Origin of the sequence: Hydrogenophaga sp. (assembly GCF_050182545.1) — a bacterium.
In the GTDB taxonomy this organism is placed as follows: domain Bacteria; phylum Pseudomonadota; class Gammaproteobacteria; order Burkholderiales; family Burkholderiaceae_C; genus Hydrogenophaga.
On sequence record NZ_JBFXCD010000005.1, the window covers coordinates 12,027 to 31,619 of the forward strand.

Below are 19,593 nucleotides of genomic sequence, written 5' to 3' on the forward strand. Positions count from 1 at the left end.
CAAAACGCATGATTTTATCGGGCCGCCCGGCGCGCCTGCCGAGCGCGCACGCGCTGCCGCGACCGCGCTCATAATTCCTGCAGCGCAGGGCCCTGTGTGCCCGTTACACCGCCCAAGCCCATGCCCCGTCCAGCCACCATCCCGCAGACCATCGCCTCGACCCCGGCCATGATCCTCGCCGCCGGGCGCGGCATGCGCATGCGACCCCTGACCGACGCCACGCCCAAACCGCTGCTGCCCGTGCACGGCAAGCCACTGATGCAGTGGCCGATGGAGGGGCTGCGTGCCGGTGGCTTCCACCGGTGCGTGGTCAACACCGCCAGGCTGGGTGAGCAGATCGACGACTTCTGCCAGCGCTGGCAGGCCGTGAACCCGGGCGCCGAAGTGACGGTCTCGCGCGAGGGGCAGGATTTCGGTTACGCCCTGGAGACCGCCGGCGGCATTGCGCGCGCGCTGCCGTTGCTGGGCGAGGTGTTCTGGGTGCTCGGGGGCGACGTGTACGTGCCCGGCTTCCCCTTCACGGACGAGAGCGTGGCGCGCTTCCAGGCGAGCAACCGGCTGGCGCACATCTGGCTCGTGCCCAACCCGGCGCACAACCCGCGCGGCGATTTTGGCCTGAGCCCCGAGGGCCTGGCGCTGAACCAGGCGGCGACGCGCTTCACCTACAGCACCATCGGCCTGTACCGGCGCGAACTGTTCGAGCCACCCTGGTGCGAAATCCTGCCGGGCAACCCGCAGGGCACGGCCGAGCCCCTGGCGCCACTGCTGCGCCGCGCGATGGACGCCGGCCTGGTGAGCGCCGAGCTCTACACCGGGCCGTGGGTGGATGTGGGCACGCCCGAACGGCTGAAAGAACTGGAGTAACAGGATCTCCCCCCGCGCCGCCTGCGGCGTCCCCCCCCCGAGGGGGCGCACCTGGCGGCCCGGCAAAGCCGGTTCCGCGGGTGCTCTGGTCAAACACCACGGCGCCTCGGCAAAAGTCAGACAATGGCGCGCATGGACGCCACCACACACACCGCTCTCTACGCCGACCGCCGCGCCCGCGTGGCCGCCCAGCTCGGGCCCGGCGGCATCGCCATCGTGCCGACCGCGCTGGAACGCCCGCGCAACCGCGACACCGACTTCATCTACCGGCACGACAGCTACTTCTACTACCTCACCGGTTTCACCGAACCGCACGCCTGGCTGGTGATCACCGCCGAGGGCGAAACCACGCTGTTCTGCCAGCCCAAGGACCTGGAACGCGAGATCTGGGACGGCATCCGGCTGGGCCCCGAGGCCGCGCCCGCTCACCTGGGCGTGAGCCAGGCCTTTGCGGTCGGCGAACTCGACCGGCACCTGCCCCGCCTGCTGGAGAACCGCCAGACCGTCTGGTACCCGTTCGCGACCCATGGCGGGCTCGAAGGCCGGGTGGACGGCTGGCTTCAGAAGGTGCGCGCGCGGGTGCGCTATGGCGCGCTGTGCCCCGAATCGCAACGCGACCTGTGCGGCATCCTCGACGAGTTGCGGCTGGTCAAGGACGCACACGAACAGGCCACGATGCGCCGCGCCGCGCAGATCAGCGCGCAGGCGCACATCCGCGCCATGAAGCGCAGCGCGGCGATGCTGCGCGCCGGCCAGGACGTGCGCGAGTACCACCTCGACGCCGAGCTGCTGCACAGCTTCCGCGAGCACGGCTCGCAGTACCCGGCCTACGGCAGCATCGTGGCTGCGGGCGCCAACGCCTGCGTTCTGCACTACCGTGCCGACGCCGCGCCCATTCGGGACGGCGAACTGGTGCTGATCGACGCCGGCTGCGAACTCGACGGCTACGCCAGCGACATCACGCGCACTTTCCCGGCCAACGGCCGCTTCACCGGCCCGCAGCGCACGCTGTACGACCTGGTGCTCGCCAGCCAGGACGCGGCCGTGGCCGCCACCAGGGCCGGCGCGCGTTTCAACGACCCGCACGAGGCCACCGTGGCGGTGCTCGCGCAGGGCCTGCTCGACGTCGGCCTGCTGGATGCGAACAAGGTCGGCGGCGCGCAGGACGTCATCGCCAACCGCAGCTACTTCCCGTTCTACATGCACCGCACCGGCCACTGGCTGGGCATGGACGTGCACGACTGCGGCAGCTACGTGGAACCGACCGAGCTCGGCACCGTCAGCGAGCGCCGCGACCCGCTCAGTGGCGAGACCATCAAGGACCGCCCCAGCCGCATCCTGCGCCCGGGCATGGTGCTGACCATCGAGCCCGGCCTCTACGTGCGCCCGGGCGAAGGCGTGCCCGAGGCGTTCTGGAACATCGGCATCCGCATCGAGGACGACGCCATCGTCACCGCGAGCGGCTGCGAGCTGATTTCGCGCGGCGTGCCGGTCCAGGCCGACGAGATCGAAGCGCTGATGCGCGCCTGAGACCGCGAAACCGGCGACCGCACCACGCCGGGACCGCTCCTGGCCAAGACCCCCATGGGCGGGGGGGTCTTGCGCACAAATGAAGAATCATTCTCATTTACACTCAAGAACTCTCGACAAGGACTCCCGGCACCGCCGGCCTCGCCCGCCTGTCCACCCTCAGCCCTGGTTCCACCATGAAACCCACCCTGCTCGCCCTGGCCCTGTCGGCCACCCTGTCCGTGCTGCACGCACCCGCCCATGCCCAGACCGCCGCGCCGGCCACCGTCAACTACGCGACCGTGGCCTCGAACTACGCCGCGCTGGTGCATGCCAACTACAGCGACACCCTGGCCGCCGCCCAGGACATGCAGAAGGCCATCGCCGCCTTCGTGGCCGCGCCGTCGGCCGACGGACTGGCCGCCGCGCGCAAGGCCTGGCTGGACGCGCGCGAGTTCTACGGCCAGACCGAGGCCTTTCGCTTCTACGGTGGCCCGATCGACGACGACAAGGGCCCCGAGGGCCAGATCAACGCCTGGCCGCTGGACGAGGCCTATGTCGACTCCGTTCAGGGCAAGCCCCAGTCCGGCCTGATCAACAACCCCAAGTTCAAGATCACCAAGGCCAATCTGGCGAAATTCAACGAACGCGGCGGCGAGGAGAACATCAGCTCCGGCTGGCACGCGGTCGAGTTCCTGCTATGGGGCCAGGACCTGAGCGAGACCGGCCCGGGCAACCGCTCGTTCGAGGACTTCGTCGACGGCAAGACGCCCAACGCCGACCGCCGCCGCCAGTTCCTCACGGTGGCCACCGCGCTGCTGGTGGACGACCTGGGCAGCATGGCCAAGGCCTGGGCGCCGGGTCAGAAAAACTACCGCGCAAAATTCGAGGAAGGTGGCAAGGAGTCGGTGCGCAAGATCATCGTCGGCCTGGGCTCGCTCTCGCGCGGCGAGCTCTCGGGCGAGCGCATGGAGGTGGCGCTGAATTCGCAGGACCAGGAAGACGAACACTCCTGCTTCTCGGATAACACCCACCGCGACATCGTCACCAACGCGCAAGGCATCCAGAACGTGTGGCTGGGGCAGTACAAGCGGCGCGACGGCAGCATGCTGCAAGGGCCGGGCGTGCGCGACCTGGTCGCGGCGAAAAAGGCCGATCTGGCCGAGAAAACCAGCACGCAGCTGGCCGCCTCGGTTGCGGCGGCCGAAGCCATCCCGGCGCCGTTCGACCGCGCCATCGGCAAGGGATCGGCCGGCCGCCCGGCGGTGGAAAAGACCGTCGCCAGCCTGGTCGAGCAGTCCAAGCTGCTGGTGGAATCGGCCAACGCCGTGGGCATCGCCAAACTGACCCTCGTCGAGCCCTGATTCGGAACACCCCCCTGCGCCGCCGCGCGGCTTCCCCCCTCTCTGGCGCGCCTTCGGCGCTGGGAGGGGGGACGGCGTCTCGGGCCGGCGAAGCCGGACCCTTGACGCCTCTGGTCTGACATCGCTTCGCTCCGGCTGCTCATCTGCACACAGGTTCTTTCACCATGCCACTTCATCCCAAAGCCATGCGCCTCGCGCTCGCCATGGGGGTCCTGCTCTGCGGCTCTGCTGCGCTCGTCCTGCGCGCCGATGAGGCACCCGATCCGCTGGGCGAGAAGACCGGTGGCGTCACCACCGTGTATGCCACCGGCAAGAACGCGTTTTCGTTCCCGCTGGCCAATCTGGACGACGCGGGGCGCACGCGCTTCGTGATCGGCAATTCGTTCTTCAAGCGCAACTGGGTCGAGGCGCCGGCCTCGACCACCGCGCGCGACGGCCTGGGCCCGCACTTCATTGCGCGTTCGTGCGCGGGCTGCCACGCCCTCGACGGCCGGGGTGAACCACCGCCGTGGAAGAACACGCTCGGTCCGGAGCCGGAGGGTACGGTCGGGCTGCTCATGCGCCTTTCGGTCGCAGGCACGCCCGACGCAAAGGCCGGCGTGCGCCCCGACCCGGTGTACGGCGACCAGTTCAACAACGCCGCCATCCAGGGCGTCCAGCCCGAGGGCCGGGTGGAAATCCGCCAGCGGCCGATCCACGGCCGCTTCGCCGACGGCACGCGCTACACCCTGCAGCAACCGCTGTACACGCTGACCGACCTGGCCTACGGGCCATTCGCGCCCGGCCTCATGGTCAGCCCGCGCGTCGCACCGCAGCTCGCCGGCATCGGCCTGATCGAGGCCATTCCCGAGGCCGAGATCCTGCGCAACGCGCGCGAGCAGGCCGCCGCGCCCGGCCCGGTCAAGGGCCAGGTCAATCGCGTGTGGGACATGTTCGCGCAAGAAGAGCGCGTCGGCCGCTTCGGCTGGAAGGCCAATGTGGCGAGCCTTGCGCACCAGACCGCCGGCGCCTTCCATGGCGACATCGGCATCACCTCCAGCGTGTTGCCGCTGGAGACCTGCACACCGACCCAGAAGGACTGCCTGGCCGCGCCGCACGGTGGCGGCCGCACCCGCGGGAGCGACGGCATCGTGCCCGCGGCCACCGCCCGCGGCACGCCCCCGGAGATCGACGACGAAACCCTGGGCCACGTGATCTTCTACCAGGCCACGCTGGCGCCGGCCGCGCGCCGCCATGCGAAGGACGCGCAGGTGCTGCGCGGACAGGCGCTGTTCGCGCAGGCCCAGTGCGCGGCCTGTCACCGCCCGAGCTACATGACCGCCGAAGGCCCGTTCCCCCGGTTCACCAGCCCCGCGCTCAAGGGGCAGCGCATCTGGCCCTACACCGACCTGCTGCTGCACGACATGGGACCCGGTCTCGCGGACGGCCGCCCCGACCACCAGGCCAGTGGCAGCCAGTGGAAGACGCCGCCGCTGTGGGGCATCGGCCTCATCCAGGATGTCAACGGCCACACGCGGTTGCTGCACGATGGGCGCGCCAACGGCGTGCTTGAGGCCATCCTGTGGCATGGCGGCGAGGCTAAGCCCTCCAGGGAACAGGTCTTGAAGATGAATCGCCGCGACCGACAGGCGTTGGTGAAATTCGTGGAGTCGCTATGAACCTTTCAGCCATCCACCGGGCCGCCATGCTGCTGGCCCTGGCGCTGGGTACCGCCACCCTGGCCCGGGCACAGACCGCGCCCGTGGTCGCAGCACCGTATTACTCCGCCGAACAGGCCTTGCAGGGCCTCTACACGCACCACCTGCCACCGCTGGCGCGCGACTTCCAGCGCCAGTCCGACCGGCTGGTGGACGCCGCCACGCAGTACTGCAAGGGCCAGCTGGACCTGCCCGCGCTGCGTGCGCAATGGCAGGGCACGCTCATGAGCTGGGAGGCGCTGTCCACGCCGTCCGTGGGCCCGCTGGTCGCGCGGCGCTCGCAGCGCCAGATTGACTTCTGGCCGACCCGCCCCGCCTTGCTGCGCCGCTCGATGGACAAGAAGCCCTCGACCCTGGCGGACATGGAGCGCGTGGGCACGCCCGCCAAGGGCTTCCCCGCGCTGGAGCTGCTGATGCAGCGCTGGGCCACGCAGCCTCCGGCGGCCGACGCCTGCCGCTTTGGCGAACTGGTGGCGCAGGGCATTGCCGCCGAGGCGAGCGCGCTCGACGCCGCATTCACCCCCTTGGTCACGCGCGGATGGCAAGACGAGCCCGAGGCCGCCACCGCCGCGCTCGCCGAGTGGGTGAACCAGTGGCTCGCCGGGCTGGAGCGACTGCGCTGGGCCCACATCGAAAAACCCATCACCACGCACCAGACCACCGGCAAGGCCGCCACCGGCGAACCCGTCCCCTATGCCCGCCTGAACCGCGACACCAGCCTGCGCGACTGGCGCGCGCAGTGGCACAGCCTGTACACGCAGGGCCGCCTGCCACCGGGCACGCCGCCGCCTGCCGCCGGCCAGGCGCTGGTGCCCATGGAGGCGCTGCTCATGGGCCGGGGCCAGCTGGCGCTGGCCGCACGCTGGGGCCGGGCGCTGGACCAGGTGGACGCCGGCGTGGGCCGGCTCACACCGGATTCGAGCGAGAGCGAATTGCTGGCCGTCACGAAATCGATGAAGGCCGTCACCGTGCTGTTCCAGAACGAAGTGGCGGCCGCGCTGGACGTGCCTCTGGGCTTCTCCGATGCCGACGGTGATTGAGGGCGCGCTCGAGACCGTGTTGTCGCGCCGCCGGTGGCTGCTGGCGGCCACGGCGCTGGCTTGCGCGCCCACCGCGCGGACGGCTCAGGCCGGACGTGCCACGCGCCTTGTCGCCGCCTGGCAGACACCCAGCGAGCACCATATTGGCGTCATTGCGGTGGACGGTGCGCGCTGGTCGGTGCAGCGCGCGCTGGCCGTGCCCACGCGCGCGCACGGGCTGATGGTGGAACCCGGCGGCAGCGTGCTGGCCACGGCGCGCCGACCGGGCGACTGGCTGCTGCGCTGGCATCCGGCGAGCGGGCAGACGCAATGGCACTGGATCGAGGACGACCGCCGCTTCAACGGCCATGCCATCGCCAGCGCGGACGGCCGCACGGTCTGGACCACCGAGACCGACCTGGAGACGGCCCAGGGCAAGCTGGCCGTGCGCGACGCGCGCTCGCTGCGCAAGCATGGCGAATGGGCCACGGGCGGCATGGACCCGCACGAGCTGATGGTGCTGCCCGAGCGCGTGGGCGACATCCCCGCCGGCAGCCTGATCGTGGCCAACGGCGGCGTTCCCACCCTGCCCGAGACCGGGCGCAGCAAGCGCCACCTGGACCGCATGGACGCCTCGCTGGTGGCGCTCGACCCGCGCGACGGCGCCCTGCTCGGCCAGTGGCGGCTGGACGACCCGTCCCTGAGCATCCGCCACCTCGCCTGGGACCCGGTCTCGCGGCAGGTCGGCATCGCGCTGCAGGCCGAACACCCGGACGCTGGCGCAAAGCAGCGGGCGCCCGTGTTCGCCGCCTGGGATGGCCAGCGCCTGCGGGCCGCGCTGGGCCAGCCGGCGGTGCAGGGCTACGGCGGCGACATCTGCGCGCGCCCCGGCGGTGGTTTCGTGGTGAGCTGCCCGCGCGTCGACGCACTGGCCGAGTACCGCGCCGACGCGCACTGGGCGCGCAACGTGGCGCACCGCGAGGCCTACGCGCTGGCCGCCTCGGCGGGCCACTGGTGGGCCAGTGGCGCCGAGGGCGTGTGGTGCGCGCCCGAAGGGCAAGAGGCCCGCAACGGCGCAGCCAGCGTGCAGTTCGACAACCACTGGATGGCCTGGCCGAAGGCCTGACGCGGCGCGGTCAGTCCGTGTCGACGCCGCTGGCACTGCCCGCGTACCGCTCGCAGGCCACCCCCGTCCGGCGGCACTGACCATCGGCCTCCAGCCAGGGATGGGCGTGGCCCACACAGCCGGTCTGGCAGATCACGCTGCTGGCCTCTGCCATGGTCGGCGCGGGCGCCGTCACCGCCGTGCGCGCGCGCCGGGGCACGGACTGCAACCCCGCAGCCACGCCCAGACCCCAGAGCAGACAGGTGCGCGCCAGGACGAGTTGCGCGCGCAGGCAAAGCACTTCGTCTTCCAGCCCGCGCACCTGCCGCGCACTGGCGCGAACCTGTTCGCTCACGCGCCGCTGCAGGCTGGCCAGCTGGCGCGCGAGCGCCGCGTGTTCGATGGAAACCTCGCGCGCGTCAGCGCCGTCGTAACGCGCCAGGACGTGCGATGGCATCGTCTTCTGTGTCATGTGGGTTCCTTCCCTGACGTGAGCGGCTCGCCGGCCGCGATGAGCAGTTGCGCCACGCCGTCGGCCGCGCACACGGTGCTGGCCTGCACCTGCCACACGCGCTGCACCAGCGCGGGCCGCAGCACCTGAGCGGGCGGGCCGCTGCTCTGCAGCACGCCGCCATCGAGCACCCACACGCGGTCGGCGTAGCGCAGCGCGAGGTTGGGGTCGTGCAGCACCGCCAGCACGCCCACGCCCTGTTCGCGCGCCCAGCGCTGCACGGTGCGCAGCGTCTCGTGCTGGTGGCGCAGATCGAGCGCGGCGGTGGGTTCGTCCAGCAGCATCCAGCGTGGCGCGCCGTCGGCGCTGGGCTCCCAGATCTGCGCCATGACGCGCGCGAGCTGCGCGCGTGCGCGCTCGCCACCGCTCAGGCTGGCCAGGCTGCGATCGGCCATTGCGGCCACCCCGGTGGCGACCATGGCCGCCTGCACGATCGCGGCCTCGTCGCGCGCGGGGTGCTGGTGGTGCGGGTAGCGCCCGAGCTCCACCACTTCCTGCACGCGGAAGTCGAACGCCACGGCGGTCTCCTGCGGCAGCACGGCGCGCTGTCGTGCCAGCGCGTGCGCCCGCTCGGGCGCCACGTCCTGGCGGTTGATCGTCACGCAACCACTGTCGGGCGCGCGCAGGCCGGCCAGCACCGACAGCAGAGTCGACTTGCCCGCGCCGTTGGGCCCCAGAATGGCACCGACCTCGCCCGGTGCCAGCTGCAGGCTCACGCCCTGGAGCAGGGCGCGGGTGCCCGCGCGCACACCCACGTCCATCGCGCACAGGCCATGTCCCTCGGGCAGGGCTCGTACATCGGTTGCGGTGTCTTCATCGACGTCGTCATCGAGCCAGAGCGGCCGTTCACCGCCTGGCAGCTCTCCACAGGCGCTGCGCCAGTCGGCGTCCAGCAGGCGCGCGTTCACAGCCGCCGCCCGTGCGCGCTGCGCAGCAGCAGCAGGAAGAACGGCACGCCCACCACTGCGGTGAGCACGCCCAGCGGCAACTCGGCCGGTTGCAGCAGGGTGCGCGCCACCGCGTCGGCCGCCAGCACCAGCACGGCGCCCAGCAGCGCCGAGCCTGGCAGCACCCAGCGGTGGTCCGGGCCGGCCACCAGCCGCACCATGTGTGGCGCGACCAGGCCGATGAAACCGATGATGCCGGTGGTGGCCGTGACCGCGCCCACGGCCAACGCGGTGGCCACGATGGCGATCCGCTTCACGCGTTCCACCGACACGCCCAGCAGCACCGCCTGCGCCTCGCCCAGCGCCAGCGCGTTGAGCGGGCGCGCCAGGCGCAGGCCCACCACGCCCGCCGCCAGCGTGATCCCGCCGACCAGCGCCACCGCGCTCCAGCGCGCGCCGCCCAGGCTGCCGAGGAGCCAGAACTGCAGGTTGCGCAATTGTTCGTCGGTGGCCAGGAAGTTGAGCAGGCCCAGGCCGGCGCCGGCCAGCGCGTTCACGGCGATGCCGGCCAGCAGCATCAGCCCCACGCGCGTGCCCCCTTCGCCGCGCGAGAGCAGGTAGATCAGCACCGTGACCGCGAGGCCACCGCCAAAGGCCATGAGCACCAGCGTCCAGCTGCCCAGCGCGCGCGGCAGCTCGGGGAACCACAGGCTGCCCATCACGATGGTGGCGCCCGCGGCCAGCGCCGCGCCGCTGCTCACGCCGATCAGGCCGGGATCGGCCAGCGGGTTGCGGAACAGGCCCTGCATCAGCGCGCCGGCCAGTCCCAGCCCGGCCCCGGCGGCCAGCCCCAGCACCAGGCGCGGCAGACGGATGTGGAAGAACACCAGCTCGGCGCCCGAGTGGGCCGCGCCCGTGCCCAGCAACACGGCGGGCAGGTCGCGCAAGGGCAGGCTGTAGGCGCCTTCGCCGGCGGCCCACAGCAGCGTGAGCAGCAGCAGCGCGCCCAGCGCCCCCAGCAGGCTCGGGCCCGAGAGGCGCTTCGGCGTCCACCGGCCCGTGCCGGCACGCGCCACCGTGGCGACGGCTGTGTTCATGAGCGCACCAGCTGGTTGTGCAAACGCTCGACCACGCTGGGCAGGCGCGGGCCGAAGCCCAGCAGCTCCAGCGCGTCCAGGTGCACCAGGGTGCGGGCGCTGGCGCGGCGCTCGAAGGCGGGCGTGAGGGCGAGTTCGGGGCGTTGCCAGAACGCGGCCTCGCCGCCGATGGCCTCGATGCCCTGGGTGGTGGTCAGGATCACGTCGGGCGCGGCCTGCGCCATGGCTTCGGCGGTCATCGGGCGGTAGCCCTGGAAACCGCCGAGCGCGTTGCGCGCACCGATGAAGCGGATCAGCGCATCGGCCGCCGTCTTCTCGCCCGCCACCATGGGGCTGCCGCTGTGCGAGAGCACGAACAGGATCCTCGGGCCCGGCGCCTTCGCGGCCTGCACGCGCGCCATCACCGCCTGCCAGCGCGCGTCCAGTCCGATCTGCAGTTCGCGCGCGGCCGCTTCGCGCCCCGCAGCGCGGCCCACGGCCGCCACCTTGCGTCGCACCTCATCCCAGCTGTGGTCGGCGTTCACCAGTTCCACGCGCACGCCCGCGCTGCGCAACTGGTCCAGCACCACTGGCGGGCCGGCGTCGCTGCCGGCGACCACCGCATCCGGCCGCAAGGAGAGCAGGCCCTCGGCGGAGAGCTGGCGCATGTAACCCACCTTGGGCGTCGCTTGCGCTGCCGCAGGGTACAGGCTGGTGGTGTCGGTGCCGACCAGCTGGTCCTGCGCGCCCAGTGCGTACACCACCTCGGTGATGCCGCCGCCGACGGTGATGAGACGCGGGGCCGAAGGCGCCGCCGCCACTGGTCGCAAAGGCCAGCCTGCCGCTGACGCAGCAGCGCCGGCCAGCGCGGCCGCAGAGAGTTTCTGCAACGCGCTTCTGCGCGAGGTGCCCGCGGAAGGGAATGATCGCAACGGTGATTTCATGGGTGCTGGAGCGGTGTCCGGGATGGGTGACTCATGCAGCCACCGAGGCGTGCGGCTGCGCCGCGGCCTGCAGGTGCGCCACGATGTGGCGCCAGGCGAGCAGTTCGGCCTGGCCGGGCTTGCGCGCGCCGAAGAACATGGCCATGAGTTCGCCCCGCGCGTCAAAGGCTTCGACCGAGGTCACCACGCCATCGGCGGTTGGTTTTTCCACCACCCACACGTCCTGGATCAGGTCTTCGCGCAAATGCAGATTGAAACCAGGATCGAGCACGTTGAGCCAGGTCTTGTCCTGCATCTCCATGGGCGCGATCCGCTGGACCGGGCCGGTGTGGATCTGGATGCAGCCCGGGCTGCCCACGAACACCATGATGGGCGTGCCGTCGAAGGCGGCTTCCATCAGCAGTTCGCGCACGGCGGCGGTTTCCACGCGGTGCGTGTAGCGGCCCTCCACCAGGCGAAATCCCTGCTGGCGCTCCAGGCCAAACTGCTTGAGCAGGGGAAAGAACTGGTGCGTGTCCGTCATCGCGCCCCAGGCCGCGCCGAACGCCGTGGCGTCCACCGGGGGTTGCGGCGCGGATGTGCCCTCAGCGGCGCGCGGCGCGAATTCGATTTCGGAGCGGTCGCCGCCATGCAGTTCGATCACGCGCCGCCAGGCGGCCAGGTCGGTCTGCTCGCGCACGAAGATCTTGTGCACCGCCACGCCGTGGCGGTCGAAAAACTGCAGGCTCGGCACGGCCATGCCGTGCTGCGACTTCAGCGCCTCGGCCACCGCGAAGCCCGCGTGCCACTGGTTGAAGAACAGGCGCAGGTCGATGTGCTCGCCCAACGCCAGCCCCACGGGGCCGCTGGCCGAGACCTTCTGGTAGACGCCAGTCTTCTCATGCACCGTGGTCTCGTTGCGCGTGAGCGCCATCAGCGGGCCGCAGGCTTCGAGCGCCTGCAACAGGCCCAGCCAGTCGGGCCGCAGCGCCGTGGCCTGCAGGGGCGCATCGTGGGCGCCGCCATGCGCGGCGATGGCGGCGCCTTCGCTCAGGCCGATGGCTTCGGCGGCTTCCCGGGCCCGCAGGCCGCTGGCGCGAACGGTCTGGAAGGCTGCGCGGATGTCGTGGGCATTCATGGTGTTCTCCTTGGGGATGGATTGGGGTCGCTGGCGGTGCTTCACTGCACGCTGGCGGGTGTGGCATGCCACAGGGTGGTGGCCCGAATCTCTTCAGCGGCCGCCACATCGGCGGCGTTCTCCACCTCGATCTGCCAGCGCGTGCGCAGATTGCCCACCATGGTCCGCATCGGCGACGAGAGTTGCGGGTGCTCCGAGAGGTGGTACAGGTTGCACACCAGCTTGCGCGCCATCGCGGCGCGGTGCGGGCAGTCGCACGCGCTTTGCGCGTAGCCGGTCATGAGCGCCAGCGTGCCGGCCAGCAGCGCCTCCACGCAGGGCATCGTGTACTCCTCGTCGGCGGTCTCGTTGGCGTGTGGCTGTGCTGAAGGCATGGCGGCTCCTCTGAGGTGGCTAGAAGTCGGTGACGAGCGCCACCGACAGGCTGCGCCCGGGGGCGGTGTAGGCGTCCAGCACCGGGTCGTTCGCCGCGATGCCGCGCACGTTGGTCCACTCCCAGTACTTGCGGTCGGTCAGGTTGTGGATGGCGGCGCTCAGGCGCGTCGAGCGGTTGACCTGCCAGCTCGCGCGCAGGTCCAGCGTGGTGTACGAGGGCGTGGCGAACTGGTTGGCCGTGCCGCTGGTGTCGATGTCGCTGGCGGACTTCTTCGCGCTGTGGCTGAGCGAGGCGCCCAGGCTCCAGTCACCCAGGCGGTGGTCGACGCCGAGCACCAGTCGGGCCGGGTTTACCGAATTCAGCGGCAGGTTGCGCGCGGTGTCCGTGCCCCGGGTCTGGCCATAGGCCGCGCGCAGCGTGGTGCGGGCGGAGAGCCGCGCCGAGCCCTTGAGTTCGAAGCCACGCAAGGTGACCGACTGGCGGTTGACCGACTGGAATTGCAGCACCGGCGCGGTCTGCACCGTCACCAGGTCTTCGATGAAGTCCTTGTAGCGTCCGGTGAAGGCCACCGCCTCCCATTCGATCACGCCGGACGAACCGCGTGTGCCCAGTTCCAGCGTGCGGCTCTTCTCCGGGCGCAGGTTGGGGTTGGGAATGGCTTCGTAGTTGCCGAAGGGGTTCTGGAAGTAGTTGTTCAACTGCAGCGGGCTGGGCGACCTGAAGCCCGCAGCCAGGTTGCCAAACACGCTCCAGTGCTCGCCGCCGCGCCAGATCGCGCCCAGCTTGGGTGTGAGCGCTCCATTGGACAGCGAGGCCGGCTGCAACGGATACAGCGGGCTGCTGCGCGCGTCCAGCGCCACGCGGTCGTAGCGCAGCGCCGGAATGAGGCTCCAGCGGTCGCTGGCGAACTCGCTCTGCACGAACAGCGCCGAAGTCGTCTCGATGGTCTCGGGAAAGCGCTGCAGCGGATAGCTTTCGTACGACGGACCGTTCACGCCGGTGACGAGGTTGTCCAGGCTGGCGCGTGAGACATCGACGCCATAGACCAGCTTCTGCGACCAGTTGCCGCCCAGGGGGCGCAGCTTCTCGGCCTGCAACACCGCTTGCAGGATGCGTTCGCGGTAGGTGACGTCGCGCACGCGGTTCTGGGTGGCGGCCGGCTGCAGCGGGCGGTATTCGTGCGTCACCTCCTGCGATTCCGAGGCCTGGTAGCCCACCATCGCGCGCAACTCGTCGGCCCACGCGGAGGCGACCGGGAATCGGCCATCCCAGCTCACGCGGCTGCGCACCATGTCGGAGGTGCCGTCGAGATCACCCACATGCGTGGCGGCCGAGATCACCGGTGCGCGCCCACTGTAGGCCTCCACCTCGCTCTGCTTGTCGACGTGCTCGGCGGTGACGACGTGGCGCTGTCCACCACCGGGCGTGAAGACCAGCTTGCCCATCACCGACACCTGCTCATCCTTCTGCGGGTTGGGCGCCGTGCGGGTGCTGTTGAGCGCATGGTTTTCGCCCTGGTTGTCCAGCTCCCGGCTGCGGCCGACCTGCACGCTGCCCAGCCACTGCAGGGTGTCGCTGGCGACCCCCGCGAGCGTCGCGCCGATGCGGCGGCCGCCGTCCTCGCCGTCGTAGCTCAGCCCGACGCGACCACCCAGCGTCTGGCCGGGCCTGAGCAGGTCCTTCGGCTCGGTGGTGAACATGGCGACCATGCCGGCCAGGCCATCGGAGCCATACAGGGCCGAGTTGGCCCCGCGAAGGAGCTCCACTCGCGAGATCAGGCCCAGGTCGTAGTAGTCGCGGCCGAAGGCGGCCGGGCCGAACACGCCACTGCTGAGCTCGCGCGGCACGCGGATGCCGTCGATCGTGAGCAGCACGCGGTTGCCTTCCAGGCCCCGGATGTTGAAACCGGCGTTGCCGTCGCGCCCCACGTTGCCGGTCACGCCACCAAAGCGCACCGGCGCACGCTTGACGCTCACATTGGGCAGCTCGCGCACCAGGTCGCGGATGTCCTGCACGCGCGCCGGGTCCAGGTCTTCGCCTTCGAGCAGGTCGATGGCCGCCGGCACTTCGTCGAGTGCGCGCTCGCTGCGCGAACCGCTGATGACCACGGTGCGCAGCGCGGGCGCGGCGTTGCCGGCCTGCGCCGTCAAGGCGTCTTGCCCGGCGCCCTGGGCATGGGCTGGACTGGCGAGCAGTGCGAGACAGGCGAGAAACAGCGGGCTGAGCGCCAGCCGGGGAAAGCGGGTCGGGGAATGCTTGTGCGAGGAGGTCAAGACGGCACCTGGTCCAAAGGGTTGGAGAACGGGGCTGGCGTCACGACCTCAGGCAGGCGGCCCGGGTGCTGGCTGGCAAAGAGGCAATTATATGCGAATGATTCCTATTTGCAAGATGTACCGATTCTCAAGACGGAATCGATAGCACGCAACGCGCACAATGCCTGCCTGTCAACACAAAAATGGAAAGGAGCGCACCCATGAAAGGCGACGCGAAGGCCATCGGCCACCTGCAGGCACAGCTCAAGAACGAGCTGACCGCGATCAATCAGTACTTTGTCCACTACCGCATGCTCAAGCACTGGGGCCTGGACAAGCTGGCGGGCAAGGAATACGAAGAGTCCATCGGCGAGATGAAGCACGCCGACAAGCTCATGGACCGCATCTTCATGCTCGACGGCCTGCCCAACCTGCAGGACCTGGGCAAGCTGCACATCGGCGAGAGCGTGCCCGAGATCCTCAAGAGCGACCTGGGGCTGGAGACCGCCGCCCAGAAGACCATCAAGGACGGCATTGCGCACTGCGAGTCCGTGCGCGACTACGTCTCTCGCGACCTGCTGCAGGAGATCCTGGACGACACCGAGGAGCACATCGACTTTCTGGAAACCCAGATCGAGCTGGTCGACAAGGTCGGCCTGCAGAACTACCTGCAGAGCCAGATGGGCTCAGCCAGCTGAAGGGCCGGCCTGCGGCCTGTACCCCATGGACCACAAAGCCCCGCCCCTCGCGGGGCTTTTTTTGATCTATTGAATACGATCAATTATCATTTGCGGACTCTTTGACTGTTCCACCGTCCCATGATCGTTTGCGTTTGCCACCGCGTCAGTGACCAGACCATCGCACGTGCCGCGCGATCGGGCATGGCGTTCGACGACATCCAGCTTGAACTGGGCGTGGCCACGCAATGTGGGCAGTGCGAGTCCTGCGCTCGCTCGCTCTGGTCCGAGTGCACGCCGCACCAGTCGGTGGTGCACTTGCAGCTGCACCCGGCCACGCTGCCGGCCCAGGCCGCTGCGGCCTGAAGCCCGCCCGGCGGACCACCCCCCTGACTTTCCCTGCCCGGGCCGCCCATGGCGGCCGCGCTGCCGCATACTGCGTCGCATCGGCTCGCCAGCGCCCGTTTGCGGGCGCGATTCCCCTTCGAAAAGTCACAGGCGCCACAACGCTTTACGCACTTCCACGCACTAGGGTTTTCCCGCGCATCGCTTTAGAATGCGCAACTCCTTTCCGCATAGCAAGATAACGATCCGCCGGAGACATCAGATGAGCATGGAAAACACCCAAGAGAACAAACGCGCCGAACTGCGCCGCGCCGCGCTCGAGTACCACGAGTTCCCCACCCCCGGCAAAGTGGCCATCGCGGCCACCAAGCAGCTCACCAACCAGCGCGACCTGGCGCTGGCGTACTCGCCCGGCGTGGCGGCCCCTTGCGAGGAAATCGTGGCCGATCCGGTCAATGCCTTCAAGTACACCGCGCGCGGCAACCTGGTCGGCGTCATCTCCAATGGCACCGCCGTGCTCGGCCTGGGCGACATCGGCCCGCTGGCGGCCAAGCCAGTGATGGAAGGCAAGGGCGTGCTGTTCAAGAAGTTCGCCGGCGTCGATGTGTTCGACATCGAGATCGACGAGAAGGACCCGGCCCGGCTGGTCGAGGTGATCGCCGCTCTGGAGCCGACCTTCGGCGCGATCAACCTTGAGGACATCAAGGCGCCGGACTGCTTCTACGTGGAGCGCGAGCTGCGCAAGCGCATGAAGATTCCCGTGTTCCACGACGACCAGCACGGCACCGCCATCACGGTGGCGGCCGCCATGCTCAACGGCCTGAAGGTGGCCGGCAAGGACATCGCAAAGGTCAAGCTGGTCACTTCGGGGGCGGGCGCGGCGGCGCTGGCTTGCCTGAATCTGCTGCTCAAGGTCGGCCTCAAGCGCGAGAACGTGTTCGTCACCGACCTGGCCGGCGTGGTCTACGAGGGCCGCGAGGAGCTCATGGACGACGACAAGCGCCAGTACATGCAGAAAACCGACAAGCGCAAGCTCGCCGAAGTGATGGAGGGCGCCGACGTGTTCCTCGGTCTTTCGGCTGGCGGCGTGCTCAAGCCCGCGATGGTGTCGTCGATGGCACCCCATCCGGTGATCTTCGCGCTGGCCAACCCCAATCCCGAAATCGCACCCGAGGACGCGCACGCGGTGCGCGACGACGTGATCATGGCCACGGGGCGCACGGACTATCCGAACCAGGTCAACAACGTCCTGTGTTTCCCGTACATCTTCCGCGGCGCGCTCGATTGCGGCGCGACCACCATCACCGACGAGATGGAGATCGCCGCAGTGCACGCGATCGCCGAGCTGGCGCAGGCCGAGCAGAGCGAAGTGGTGGCCGCCGCCTACGCCGGTGAGCAACTGGCGTTTGGCCGGGAGTACCTCATTCCCAAACCGTTCGACCCGCGCCTGATGATGAAGATCGCGCCGGCGGTGGCACAGGCCGCGGCCGACTGCGGCGTAGCCCTGCGCCCGATCGCCGACATGGCGGCCTACCGCGAGAAGCTGCAGAGCTTCGTGTTCGCCTCGGGCACCATCATGAAACCGATCTTCTCGGCGGCCAAGACGGCGGCGCGCAAGCGCGTGGCCTACGCCGAGGGCGAAGAAGAGCGCGTGCTGCGCGCCTGCCAGATCGTGGTCGACGAAGGCCTGGCGCGCCCGACCCTGATCGGTCGGCCGGCCGTGATCGCGCAGCGCATCGAGAAATTCGGCCTGCGCCTGCGCGAGGAGCTTGACTACGACGTGGTCAATGTCGAGCAGGACAACCGCTACCGCGACTTCTGGCAGACCTACCACCGCATGACAGAGCGCAAGGGCGTGACCCAGCAGCTGGCCAAGATCGAGATGCGCCGCCGGCTCACGCTGATCGGCTCGATGCTGCTGCACAAGGGCGAGGTCGACGGCCTGATCTGCGGCACCTGGGGCACCACCCAGCACCACCTCAAGTACATCGACCAGGTGATCGGCAAGCGCGAGGGCGGCAGCCCCAGCACCGCACAGGACGTGCGCATCTACGCCTGCATGAACGGCCTGATGCTGCCCGGGCGCCAGGTCTTCCTGGTGGACACCCACGTCAACAGCGACCCAAGCCCCGAGGAACTGAGCGAGATCACGGTGATGGCCGCCGAGGAGATGCTGCGCTTCGGCCTGCAGCCCAAAGCCGCCCTGCTCTCGCACTCCAACTTTGGCTCCAGCGACGAAGCCAGCGCGGTGAAGATGCGCCGCACGCTGGCCCTGCTGCGCGAACAGGCACCGTGGCTGGAAGTCGATGGCGAGATGCACGGCGATGTGGCGCTGGACGCCGACGCGCGCCAGCGCCTGATGCCGAATTCGACCCTCAAGGGGGCGGCCAACCTGCTGGTGCTGCCCAACATCGACGCGGCGAACATCGCCTACAACCTGCTCAAGACCGCCGCCGGCGGCAACATCGCCGTCGGCCCGGTGCTGCTGGGCGCTGACAAGCCCGTCCACATCCTCACGGCCAGCGCGACGGTGCGCCGCATCGTCAATATGACCGCCCTGACCGTGGCCGACGCAAACGTTTCACGCTGACGTTTTGCAAAAAAGCAAGCGCTAACTTTTATACACATTTTCCCCGCCTGGGTTTTGCTGAATATTTCAGCAGGCGCTTGCAATTTCCCCCCACCTCAGGCACACTAGAGCGCTTGGATTTCAGGGTTAACCCGCCCTCAAACGCACCACAAAATACATACTTTTGTCTGTCTTTTGTGCCGCATGGGTCATGGGTTGACGTCATCAGCAGCAAGGGATTTCATGGGTCTGAATCAGATCCGGGTTCGTTCAGGGGGGCTGCGCCGCGTGGCCGCTTGGGGCATCGCGGCTGCCCTGGCGGCGGCGCTGGGCACCATTGCGGTGCAGGCCCGCGCTCCCGATACGAAGCTTGGCGGATCGAACTCCGCAACGGTGGTGGTTTCAGGCCTGCCCTTGCAGGGCCAGGAAGTGATGGACCGGATTCGACAGGGTGGACCGTTCCGCTACGAGAAAGACGGTTCGGTGTTCGGCAATCGCGAACGCCTGTTGCCAGGTGAAAAGCGGGGGTACTACCGGGAATACACGGTGCCCACCCCGGGCCTGAACCACCGGGGTGCCCGGCGGATCGTGTGCGGCGGGCTTCGGCCCCGGGCTCCTGAAGCGTGTTATTACACCGAAGACCACTACAGCAGCTTCAGGCTGATCGTGCAGTGAGCCTTGGGTGATGTGAGCAGATTTTCAACTTAGACCTTATTTAGAAAGAGACGCGGAGATGGACACGCCACTTCGTAACGTACGCCCCAATATCGTTCAGTCGATTCGCGCCCATGGCGTGAAAGACCTGCAGGCAGCGGCCGAGCACCTCGGGCACCATTTCCTGTACGCCAACCTGGCCAAGGCCCAGAGCAAGCAGGACGTGCTGGAGCTGATCGCCGCCCAGTACACCCTGCCGTCGCACTTCGGCAAGAACTTCGATGCGCTGTACGACTGCATGACCGACATGGTCCACAAGTCGGGGCCGCAAACCGGGTTCATCGTGGTGCTCGAGCACATCCCCGCGCACGCCAAGTTCGACAAGGAGGCACGCGAGCAATTGCTCGACATCTTCCGCGATGCGGCCGACTACTGGTCGGATCGCAAGGTCCCGTTTCGCTGCTTCTACTCCTTCTCGGTCGCGCGCGCGCCCAAGGGCGAAGAGCCGATCGAAGTGCAGAGCGACGAACCCATGCCCACGGACAAGATCCTGGACGTGAGCCCGATGGCGCTGCGCATGAGCAGCCCTTTCAACGCGGGTTACTGGCTGGCCGCGGCCTGACCAAA

General features: G+C 69.3%; 17 protein-coding genes and 1 pseudogene. 11 read left to right on the plus strand and 7 right to left on the minus strand.

Annotation, left to right across the window (positions count from 1 at the left end):
- Window positions 1-120 precede the first annotated feature (120 nt).
- The 6 genes from AB7P10_RS06920 to AB7P10_RS06945 all read left to right on the plus strand — a co-directional run bounded on the left by AB7P10_RS06920 (window position 121) and on the right by AB7P10_RS06945 (window position 7,579).
- Window positions 121-864, plus strand: a complete 744-nt coding sequence (locus AB7P10_RS06920) for a nucleotidyltransferase family protein (protein WP_428293107.1) — start codon at window positions 121-123, stop codon at window positions 862-864.
- A 132-nt stretch (window positions 865-996) separates the two neighbouring features.
- Entirely contained in the window at window positions 997-2,394 is a 1,398-nt protein-coding gene (locus tag AB7P10_RS06925; RefSeq protein WP_428293108.1) for an aminopeptidase P N-terminal domain-containing protein, read from the plus strand.
- 176 nt (window positions 2,395-2,570) lie between these two features.
- Complete coding sequence (locus tag AB7P10_RS06930; RefSeq protein WP_428293109.1) at window positions 2,571-3,737, plus strand: imelysin family protein; 1,167 nt, start codon at window positions 2,571-2,573, stop codon at window positions 3,735-3,737.
- Between the two features lie 164 nt (window positions 3,738-3,901).
- A complete protein-coding gene (locus AB7P10_RS06935; RefSeq protein WP_428293110.1) occupies window positions 3,902-5,395 on the plus strand; it encodes a di-heme oxidoredictase family protein in 1,494 nt (497 codons plus the stop codon).
- Complete coding sequence (locus AB7P10_RS06940) at window positions 5,392-6,474, plus strand: imelysin family protein (protein WP_428293111.1); 1,083 nt, start codon at window positions 5,392-5,394, stop codon at window positions 6,472-6,474. The genes AB7P10_RS06935 and AB7P10_RS06940 overlap by 4 nt, the downstream gene beginning before the upstream one ends.
- On the plus strand, window positions 6,458-7,579 hold the full coding sequence (locus AB7P10_RS06945) for a DUF1513 domain-containing protein (protein ID WP_428293112.1): 1,122 nt from the start codon (window positions 6,458-6,460) through the stop codon (window positions 7,577-7,579). The genes AB7P10_RS06940 and AB7P10_RS06945 overlap by 17 nt, the downstream gene beginning before the upstream one ends.
- Before the next feature lie 10 nt (window positions 7,580-7,589).
- Here the strand turns inward: AB7P10_RS06945 and AB7P10_RS06950 are convergent, their stop codons facing one another.
- From AB7P10_RS06950 to AB7P10_RS06980, 7 genes are read right to left on the minus strand one after another with little or no spacing between them, the layout of a single operon-like run.
- Window positions 7,590-8,030, minus strand: a complete 441-nt coding sequence (locus AB7P10_RS06950) for a hypothetical protein (protein ID WP_428293113.1) — start codon at window positions 8,028-8,030, stop codon at window positions 7,590-7,592.
- Window positions 8,027-8,977, minus strand: a complete 951-nt coding sequence (locus AB7P10_RS06955; protein ID WP_428293114.1) for a heme ABC transporter ATP-binding protein — start codon at window positions 8,975-8,977, stop codon at window positions 8,027-8,029. The genes AB7P10_RS06950 and AB7P10_RS06955 overlap by 4 nt, the downstream gene beginning before the upstream one ends.
- Window positions 8,974-10,053, minus strand: a complete 1,080-nt coding sequence (locus tag AB7P10_RS06960) for a FecCD family ABC transporter permease (protein WP_428293115.1) — start codon at window positions 10,051-10,053, stop codon at window positions 8,974-8,976. The genes AB7P10_RS06955 and AB7P10_RS06960 overlap by 4 nt, the downstream gene beginning before the upstream one ends.
- Window positions 10,050-10,976 carry a heme/hemin ABC transporter substrate-binding protein gene (locus AB7P10_RS06965; protein ID WP_428293116.1) on the minus strand — a complete coding sequence of 309 codons (927 nt, stop codon included), beginning with the start codon at window positions 10,974-10,976 and terminating at the stop codon, window positions 10,050-10,052. The genes AB7P10_RS06960 and AB7P10_RS06965 overlap by 4 nt, the downstream gene beginning before the upstream one ends.
- Window positions 10,977-11,007: 31 nt before the next feature.
- A complete protein-coding gene (locus AB7P10_RS06970) occupies window positions 11,008-12,093 on the minus strand; it encodes a hemin-degrading factor (protein WP_428293117.1) in 1,086 nt (361 codons plus the stop codon).
- A 41-nt stretch (window positions 12,094-12,134) separates the two neighbouring features.
- A complete protein-coding gene (locus tag AB7P10_RS06975; protein ID WP_428293118.1) occupies window positions 12,135-12,467 on the minus strand; it encodes a hypothetical protein in 333 nt (110 codons plus the stop codon).
- Between the two features lie 19 nt (window positions 12,468-12,486).
- A complete protein-coding gene (locus AB7P10_RS06980) occupies window positions 12,487-14,742 on the minus strand; it encodes a TonB-dependent hemoglobin/transferrin/lactoferrin family receptor (RefSeq protein WP_428293119.1) in 2,256 nt (751 codons plus the stop codon).
- 200 nt (window positions 14,743-14,942) lie between these two features.
- Between AB7P10_RS06980 and bfr the strand changes: the two genes are divergently transcribed.
- The 5 genes and pseudogenes from bfr to AB7P10_RS07005 form a co-directional block, all read left to right on the plus strand.
- The gene (gene bfr / locus AB7P10_RS06985) at window positions 14,943-15,419 is read left to right on the plus strand and encodes a bacterioferritin (protein ID WP_428293120.1); all 477 of its coding nucleotides are present in this window, start codon (window positions 14,943-14,945) and stop codon (window positions 15,417-15,419) included.
- 120 nt (window positions 15,420-15,539) lie between these two features.
- The gene (locus AB7P10_RS06990) at window positions 15,540-15,764 is read left to right on the plus strand and encodes a (2Fe-2S)-binding protein (RefSeq protein WP_428293121.1); all 225 of its coding nucleotides are present in this window, start codon (window positions 15,540-15,542) and stop codon (window positions 15,762-15,764) included.
- Window positions 15,765-16,005: 241 nt separating this feature from the next.
- Window positions 16,006-18,333: an NADP-dependent malic enzyme gene (locus tag AB7P10_RS06995; protein ID WP_428293122.1), complete on the plus strand. Its 2,328-nt coding sequence runs from the start codon at window positions 16,006-16,008 to the stop codon at window positions 18,331-18,333.
- Between the two features lie 222 nt (window positions 18,334-18,555).
- Window positions 18,556-18,987, plus strand: coding sequence for a ribonuclease domain-containing protein (locus AB7P10_RS07000; protein WP_428293123.1), 432 nt, complete (start codon window positions 18,556-18,558; stop codon window positions 18,985-18,987).
- 58 nt (window positions 18,988-19,045) lie between these two features.
- A pseudogene (locus AB7P10_RS07005) lies at window positions 19,046-19,441 on the plus strand (barstar family protein); the annotation flags it as partial.
- Window positions 19,442-19,593 lie beyond the last annotated feature (152 nt).

What these genes read in the sequence shown, in the direction of transcription:
- AB7P10_RS06920 (WP_428293107.1), top strand. Translation starts at nt 121, where the DNA reads ATGCCCCGTCCAGCCACCATCCCGCAGACCATCGCCTCGACCCCGGCC.
- AB7P10_RS06925 (WP_428293108.1), top strand. Translation starts at nt 997, where the DNA reads ATGGACGCCACCACACACACCGCTCTCTACGCCGACCGCCGCGCCCGC.
- AB7P10_RS06930 (WP_428293109.1), top strand. Translation starts at nt 2,571, where the DNA reads ATGAAACCCACCCTGCTCGCCCTGGCCCTGTCGGCCACCCTGTCCGTG.
- AB7P10_RS06935 (WP_428293110.1), top strand. Translation starts at nt 3,902, where the DNA reads ATGCCACTTCATCCCAAAGCCATGCGCCTCGCGCTCGCCATGGGGGTC.
- AB7P10_RS06940 (WP_428293111.1), top strand. Translation starts at nt 5,392, where the DNA reads ATGAACCTTTCAGCCATCCACCGGGCCGCCATGCTGCTGGCCCTGGCG.
- AB7P10_RS06945 (WP_428293112.1), top strand. Translation starts at nt 6,458, where the DNA reads ATGCCGACGGTGATTGAGGGCGCGCTCGAGACCGTGTTGTCGCGCCGC.
- AB7P10_RS06950 (WP_428293113.1), bottom strand. Translation starts at nt 8,030, where the DNA reads ATGACACAGAAGACGATGCCATCGCACGTCCTGGCGCGTTACGACGGC.
- AB7P10_RS06960 (WP_428293115.1), bottom strand. Translation starts at nt 10,053, where the DNA reads ATGAACACAGCCGTCGCCACGGTGGCGCGTGCCGGCACGGGCCGGTGG.
- AB7P10_RS06965 (WP_428293116.1), bottom strand. Translation starts at nt 10,976, where the DNA reads ATGAAATCACCGTTGCGATCATTCCCTTCCGCGGGCACCTCGCGCAGA.
- AB7P10_RS06970 (WP_428293117.1), bottom strand. Translation starts at nt 12,093, where the DNA reads ATGAATGCCCACGACATCCGCGCAGCCTTCCAGACCGTTCGCGCCAGC.
- AB7P10_RS06975 (WP_428293118.1), bottom strand. Translation starts at nt 12,467, where the DNA reads ATGCCTTCAGCACAGCCACACGCCAACGAGACCGCCGACGAGGAGTAC.
- bfr (WP_428293120.1), top strand. Translation starts at nt 14,943, where the DNA reads ATGAAAGGCGACGCGAAGGCCATCGGCCACCTGCAGGCACAGCTCAAG.
- AB7P10_RS06990 (WP_428293121.1), top strand. Translation starts at nt 15,540, where the DNA reads ATGATCGTTTGCGTTTGCCACCGCGTCAGTGACCAGACCATCGCACGT.
- AB7P10_RS06995 (WP_428293122.1), top strand. Translation starts at nt 16,006, where the DNA reads ATGAGCATGGAAAACACCCAAGAGAACAAACGCGCCGAACTGCGCCGC.
- AB7P10_RS07000 (WP_428293123.1), top strand. Translation starts at nt 18,556, where the DNA reads ATGGGTCTGAATCAGATCCGGGTTCGTTCAGGGGGGCTGCGCCGCGTG.